This is a genomic window from Pseudoalteromonas sp. S2893, from assembly GCF_005887105.1.
GTDB lineage: Bacteria > Pseudomonadota > Gammaproteobacteria > Enterobacterales > Alteromonadaceae > Pseudoalteromonas > Pseudoalteromonas atlantica.
In genome coordinates this window covers 38,551-45,146 of the sequence record NZ_PNCY01000027.1, presented here as the reverse complement: position 1 = coordinate 45,146, position 6,596 = coordinate 38,551, and the positions used below count along the sequence as shown (strand labels likewise).

Annotated in this window: 6 protein-coding genes; 1 reads left to right on the top strand and 5 read right to left on the bottom strand. The window is 41.6% G+C overall.

The window, feature by feature from the left end; all coding sequences use genetic code 11:
* Positions 1 to 282: 282 nt before the first annotated feature.
* Positions 283 to 1,923, top strand: coding sequence for a response regulator (locus CWC04_RS12965; RefSeq protein WP_138685621.1), 1,641 nt, complete (start codon positions 283 to 285; stop codon positions 1,921 to 1,923).
* Positions 1,924 to 1,979: 56 nt separating this feature from the next.
* Here CWC04_RS12965 and msrB read toward each other — a convergent pair whose 3' ends face one another.
* The 5 genes from msrB to zipA all read right to left on the bottom strand — a co-directional run bounded on the left by msrB (position 1,980) and on the right by zipA (position 6,529).
* Positions 1,980 to 2,420, bottom strand: a complete 441-nt coding sequence (gene msrB / locus CWC04_RS12960) for a peptide-methionine (R)-S-oxide reductase MsrB (protein WP_064384881.1) — start codon at positions 2,418 to 2,420, stop codon at positions 1,980 to 1,982.
* Between the two features lie 294 nt (positions 2,421 to 2,714).
* Positions 2,715 to 3,155 (bottom strand): hypothetical protein, encoded by a 441-nt coding sequence (locus tag CWC04_RS12955; RefSeq protein WP_055018776.1) that lies wholly within the window; start codon positions 3,153 to 3,155, stop codon positions 2,715 to 2,717.
* 11 nt (positions 3,156 to 3,166) lie between these two features.
* A complete protein-coding gene (locus tag CWC04_RS12950; protein WP_004588866.1) occupies positions 3,167 to 3,673 on the bottom strand; it encodes a DUF2919 domain-containing protein in 507 nt (168 codons plus the stop codon).
* Positions 3,674 to 3,682: 9 nt separating this feature from the next.
* The gene (gene ligA, locus CWC04_RS12945) at positions 3,683 to 5,701 is read right to left on the bottom strand and encodes an NAD-dependent DNA ligase LigA (protein WP_138685620.1); all 2,019 of its coding nucleotides are present in this window, start codon (positions 5,699 to 5,701) and stop codon (positions 3,683 to 3,685) included.
* Positions 5,702 to 5,773: 72 nt separating this feature from the next.
* Complete coding sequence (zipA, locus tag CWC04_RS12940) at positions 5,774 to 6,529, bottom strand: cell division protein ZipA (protein ID WP_138685619.1); 756 nt, start codon at positions 6,527 to 6,529, stop codon at positions 5,774 to 5,776.
* Between the last annotated feature and the right edge of the window lie 67 nt (positions 6,530 to 6,596).

Here is a 6,596-nt window from a genome sequence, read left to right as displayed (position 1 = left end):
TCCTTTACAAATAAAGGCGAGTGCCACTGGTTCAAGTCCAATATCACCCGCCACGTACAAACACTCCACAAAAACCTAAATTATTTTAACTATTATTTAGAGCTGCTTTTTACCTATTAATTAAACATTGATTTTAAATCGCTAAGGCCAGGATAATATGAAGCCATCTAAACGTATGAAAATAACTTAATCTTCTAATAACCTCGGCTAATAGTTAAATTCCCTTGTAAGCAGCTAAACTGTTGATTATAGTCTGTGATAAATCAAACAACATGTAAGCCAATGCCAACTAAGATCTACGCCAAAGCCAAAATACTGATAGTGGAAGAGCAGCCCCTCGCTCAAAGCTATATGAAACAGTCGCTAGAAAGGCTTGGCTTTCGGCAGTTGCACTTTGCCGATCATGCAATTGCAGCAAAAGAGCAATGTTTGGTTGAGCAATTTGATTTAATTGTATGTTCATTTAATTTAAGCAAACACCAAGACGGCTACCAACTCTACGAAGAACTCCGTGTTAAGCAACTGATAAAAAACTCCACCGCGTTTATTTTTATTTCTGCAGAAACCAGTGGTGCGCTAGTGCATAGCGTTTTAGAGCTTCAACCCGACGACTTTTTGGTAAAGCCATTTACGGTACAAGAGTTAAAAACGCGGATTGAGCGTATTCTAAAACGTAAAAATGAGCTTCAGAGCATTTATACATTAGTAGATGATGGCAACGACTCTAAAGCAATAAAAGTAATCGATGCCGCTTTAAATAAAAAAAACAATATATACAGCCCTATCCTCCTTCGCTTAAAAGGAGATGCATTGCTTAGGCTAAACCGCAGTGAAGAAGCTAAAGACTTTTTTACCTCGGTGCTAGACATACAAAAATTTGCCTGGGCCAAAGTTGGTTTAGTAGAAGCCCTGATTGCTAATAATGAGCATATTCTTGCTCAACGCATGTTAAAAACCATGCTTGAGCGCCATGAAACACGTTTAGTTGCACTGGATTTACTCGGCCGATTAGAAATAAAACTAAACCAATTTGAATTGGCACAAGATTTTTTAAGCCAAGCAGTCGATATCGCACCACGTAACATCCAAAGACAAAAATCGTTAAGCAATGTTTCGTTAATAAACCACGATTACGAAAAGAGCTATTTAACCCAAAAAGACATAGCCAGCTATGCGCGTCATTCTATTCATGACAGCCCCGACATCTATCTCAATGCTGCCCGTGCCGGTATAGACTTTGCTTTAACCACAGATCAAACAGACCAAATACAACGTATTTCACGTCAAACTAATAAATACATAAATGATTTAAAAAAGCAGTTTCCTAACAACGCTAACCAATCTCAAATTGATGTACTTAATGCGCGTTTGCACTATTTAAAAGACGAGCACCAAAAAGCCAAGCGCTTGATAGAGCAACTTGATGACGACGATACGTTAATACGCTCTGTAGATGGGGCACTTGATAAAGCAAAAGCGTTTCACGAGCTGGGTTTTCATCAAAAAGCACAAACATTATTTAACCAAATAATTAGCCATTGTAAGCGCCACCCCAATATGAGTGATACAACTTACCTGCGTTACATTCAACAGCAGCAAAGTGAGCGTCGCGATATTAAAATGGGCCCTAAAGAGCTTAACAACCATGCAGTAACTCAATTTAATAGAGGGCAATTAAATACGGCGTTAGAGGCGTTTACGCAAGCATTTAGAGTTATGCCGCGTAACCCAAGCATTGCGCTTAATTTATTACAGTGTTTGTTTGATTCGACAAAACAAAAAGGCGGCACTTTTAACTTGGTTATTGCTAAAAAGTGTTACGCCCTTTTGAGTAACTCTACACTGCAGCCAGATCAGTCGCAGCGATTAGATAAAATTTTGCATATGGCAAAAGAAATGAAACTCGATATTCAATCCCCCTAGCGCTAACTAGCGGCTAAAAATAGCTGTTTTATCTAGATTGAAGGCTAACTATATAATTAAAGCTTTTTCATTGCAGCGGCATTTACACAATAGCGCAAACCCGACGGTGCTGGCCCATCAGGAAAAATATGCCCTAAGTGTGCATCACACACATTACACACCACTTCAACGCGCTGCATACCATGGCTTAAATCGTTCACATAACCAATTGCATCGACAGTTGCAGGCTGCGTAAATGATGGCCAGCCTGTGCCGCTATCAAACTTTTCATCGGCATCAAAAAGTAAATTATCGCAGCATACACACGCGTATTTACCCGGTTCTAGTAATGTGCAACTTTGTGAGCTGTGAGGGCGTTCTGTGCCCTTTTTACGTGCCACATAATATTGCTCATCACTTAGCATTGCCTGCCATTGCGCGTCTGTTTTTACAACCTTTTCGCGTGGCGTAGGATTGCCATTATTGGCAAAATTTATAACATCATTCCAAGTAAGCATAATAGCCTCCTTCGGTATTAATAAGTGATTAGGGTCTGTTGATCTTTTAAGGTTAAATTTGCCGCAGTCTGTTTGGTATTTAGGCAAGGCAGAGCCTATGCAGTGTGGTTATTCCCCATAATTGGGCGATAACGTAGCATTAATGCCAAACAGGCGCTGCCCAACGGGTTCTTCCTAGGGGCTATTTACTCTTTGTTGCTCAGCTTTTACTTAGCCCACTAGGTTACAAACTTCGCGCCGCGATTAAATAGCCCCTAGTTTGAACAAACTTTAATCCGCAAAGTTCAACAGCCCCTAACTAAAGCGAATAGTTTGCTTTTCGTGATCTGAAAGTATGCGCTTCATGTAGGCGTCTATGTCATTTTTTTGTGCGGGTAAACTTACACTAAATTGTCGCTCGTTATTGCTATGAATAATAAGCTCATCGTTCTTACTTTCTATATGTTCAATGTTGCCAATAACAAGCCATTGCGGGCCAAATTTTTTATCAAAAAAACCTGCCAAGCTAAATAACATTAAGTGCTGTGCATCGCGCTGAATAAAATTATCAAGCGTATTGCGCTTTTTAAAGGCGGGTGTCAGCCTGTAACAACACGAACAAAACACAAATAACCATAATCCTATTACGGCAGAAAACCAAATATGATCAGTTAACGATGTAAACAACACCAAAGCGCCTAAAATAATGCCAATACCAAGCACTACAAGGGCAATTTTTTTATTAATGTTATCCATTTAGCTCCCTTTTATTTAGCGTTTTTATCATCTGCTTTTTCGGTAGGCTCTGGCCAATCGTTAAAAAACACCTGCAAATAACGACTCTTTGCCAAGTACCACATTACCCAAAACACAATCACCATTTGCACAGCTAAAAATAGTGAAAACCTGTAATGACTATGTGCAGCTTGTATTGTTAACCAGCTTAAGTCAGTTATTGCGCACACCAGTAACGGCCAGCGCATGTAGCGCCACACCATCGCTAAACGCGCACTTTGCTGATGAGAGTCGCGCGGTCGTCTTAAGCAAAATAAAAAAGTGGGCACTATCGCAATAGCGCCAATCGAAATTGCGATAAAAAAATCGTTTTTAGATTTAAAAAATAGCGACATTAAATCAAGCTCAGGGCGACGACTCAGCGCCGCTATAACCCAAATAAAATACGCACGTAGTAACACCAATAAACTTAGATGAAATGCAATTGGCGTACGGTAGCTTCCGTATTTATCCCAGTACTCGGGTCCATATCGGCTCATTTTACTACCCTAAGCATTGTACTTATCAAACAGTGCAATTAAGTCGTCTTCGCTAAGTATGTCTATGCCTAAATCTTGTGCTTTAGTTAATTTAGAGCCGGCTTTTTCGCCCGCCACCAATGCATCTGTTTTAGCCGACACACTACCGGCTACTTTTGCACCTAACTGTTGTAAGCGTGCTTTAGCATCGTTTCGGTTTAAAGTATTAAGAGTGCCAGTTAATACATAGGTTAGCCCAGCTAAGGGTTGCTCATCCTCTGAAGGCGGCGTTAGCGCTGGCCAATTAATACCTTGTTCAATTAAAGCATTAACCACATCTACATTATGTTGCTCATCAAAAAAGCCTCGAACATGAGTTGCTACAATAACGCCTACATCGCTCACTTGTGTAAGGCTTTCAATACTTGCTTGGGTTACCTTTTCAAGTGTTAAAAAATGATTTGCTAAGTTTTGCGCTGTGGCCTCGCCTACCTCACGAATACCCAGCGAATATAAAAACTTTGCAAGCGTAGTTGTTTTTGCAACTTCAAGCGCATCCACTAAGTTTTTAGCCGACTTAGGGCCCATACGCTCAAGTGACTCAAAGTGACCTTGTTTTAATATAAATAAATCTGCGGGGGTTTTTACCAGCTCTCTATCAACCAGCTGATCAACTATTTTGTCGCCTAAGCCATCTATATCAAGCGCTTTGCGTGATGCGAAATGCTTTATTGCTTGTTTACGCTGAGCTTGGCACACTAAGCCACCGGTACAACGAGCCACGGCCTCGCCTTCTACTTTTTCAACGTGTGAGTCACAAATGGGGCAACTGGCAGGAAATACAATGTCGCGTGCATCATCTGGGCGGCGCTCAAGTACTACTTGTGTAATTTGCGGAATAACATCGCCGGCGCGGCGTATAATTACTGTATCGCCCACCTTTACGCCTAAGCGGGCTATTTCATCGCCATTGTGCAGCGTTGCGTTTGATACCGTAACACCGCCTACAAATACAGGCTCTAAACGCGCTACCGGCGTTATAGCGCCTGTGCGGCCAACCTGAAATTCTACATCAAGTAACTGGGTTATTTCTTCTTGCGCAGGAAACTTATAAGCAATTGCCCAGCGCGGTGCACGTGCAACAAACCCTAAACGCTCTTGTAAGGCTTTTTGGTTTATTTTAATTACTACGCCATCAATTTCATATTTAAGCTCGCTTCTGCGCGTTAAAATATCAGTGTAGTAATCTAAAGCCGCTTGCGTACCTTCAACTAACTTTGTTTCTGGGCACAGCGGTAAACCCCAATCAGTTAATTTTGCCAATTGTTGGTAGTGATCCTCAGGGATTGTGCCATCGGCCACCAGCCCTGTGCTATACGCATAAAACATTAGCGGGCGCTTAGCGGTAATTTTTGAATCAAGCTGGCGTAGACTACCTGCGGCTGCATTTCGAGGATTTACAAATACTTTTTCGCCACGTTTTTCGGCTTCGCTGTTTAGTTTTTCGAACCCTGCGCTATCCATAAATACTTCGCCACGTACTTCAAGCTCTGCGGGGTAATCGCCACGCAGCTTAAGGGGCACATTGCGGATTGTTTTTACATTTTGTGTAATGTTCTCGCCTGTAAAACCATCGCCACGAGTTGCGGCCTGCATAAGCACGCCGTCACGGTAAATAATCGACACAGCCAAGCCATCTAACTTAGGCTCACAACAAAAAGTGAGCTCATCTTGGCTCATTAAACGCTCTTTAATACGGCGGTTAAAGGCGCTAAATTCTTCTTCACTAAAGGCGTTATCAAGCGATAACATAGGCACTTGGTGAGCAACTTGTTCAAATTTACTCAGCGCAGCGCCTCCTACCTTTTGAGTGGGTGAGTCTGGCGTTAAAAATTCTGGGTTTTCTCTTTCAAGGGCGCTTAACTCGCGCAATAGTCTGTCGTATTCTGCATCAGGAATACTGGGTGTATCAAGGACATAATAATTGTAGTTGTGTTGCTCTAACGTACTACGAAGATGATTAATTTGCTCACTAATGCTGCTAGACATTTAAACCTCAAAAAACATAAAAAAAGCCACTTTTAGGTAAGTGGCTTAATAAAAATAATGTGTGCGTATAAATTACGCAGAAAATGCACGAACCTGCTCAACATATTGACGAACGCGCTCAACGGTCATTTCTTCACGCTCGGCATCTAAAATTTGTGCACCAAATTCATCGGCAATTTTCTTAGCTGCGCTATGTAACATATTAAAAGCAGCTAGCCCATCGCCTTCACAAGGTAAAGTCATAAATAAGCTAACCCCTGCGGTACTAAACTGTTCCATATTATCAATATCAAACGTACCTGGGTTATACATATTTACTAATCTAAATAACACTGGACCTTGCCCTGCAGGGTCTATGTGGCGATTAAAAAAGCCTTCTTCTGAATATTTAAATCCTAAAGTATTTACTGCAGGCAATAACTTACTGCCTTGCATGCTTAGCCCCTCAGGCATTTGAATATGCACAATAACAAAGTCAGACACATCTGCTGGCGCTTCTTTTTCGCTCTCTGGCCCTGGTTCTAGCTCTGGCTCTTGAACTACTTGCAGGTCGTCTTCAATGGGTGTTTGCGCCACGCTAGTATCTATTTGCGGCTCGTTTGCATCAAAGTTTAGCTCACCAAATTGCGGCTCATCTCGCTGGGCAACAACCGGCTCTTTAGGTTCAACTGGTGTATGCGAAGGTGTATCTTGCATTGGTTCAACCCGCTCTGAAGGCGCTACCTCTGGGCTGTCTTTTTTTCTAACTGACCATAAACCATGTACTAATAAGCCACCTATGACAAGTACACTGATCACAATTAAAACCAATCTTAGTTCTTCGGCCATCCCCTCACCTTTTATTATTTGTTATGCCTAAACCCGTGTATTAATTAACACTAATACGCTTAAAATA

Coding starts and splice junctions, on each gene's coding strand:
- CWC04_RS12965 (WP_138685621.1), top strand. CDS start 283: ATGCCAACTAAGATCTACGCCAAAGCCAAAATACTGATAGTGGAAGAG.
- msrB (WP_064384881.1), bottom strand. CDS start 2,420: ATGCTTACTTGGAATGATGTTATAAATTTTGCCAATAATGGCAATCCT.
- CWC04_RS12955 (WP_055018776.1), bottom strand. CDS start 3,155: ATGGATAACATTAATAAAAAAATTGCCCTTGTAGTGCTTGGTATTGGC.
- CWC04_RS12950 (WP_004588866.1), bottom strand. CDS start 3,673: ATGAGCCGATATGGACCCGAGTACTGGGATAAATACGGAAGCTACCGT.
- ligA (WP_138685620.1), bottom strand. CDS start 5,701: ATGTCTAGCAGCATTAGTGAGCAAATTAATCATCTTCGTAGTACGTTA.
- zipA (WP_138685619.1), bottom strand. CDS start 6,529: ATGGCCGAAGAACTAAGATTGGTTTTAATTGTGATCAGTGTACTTGTC.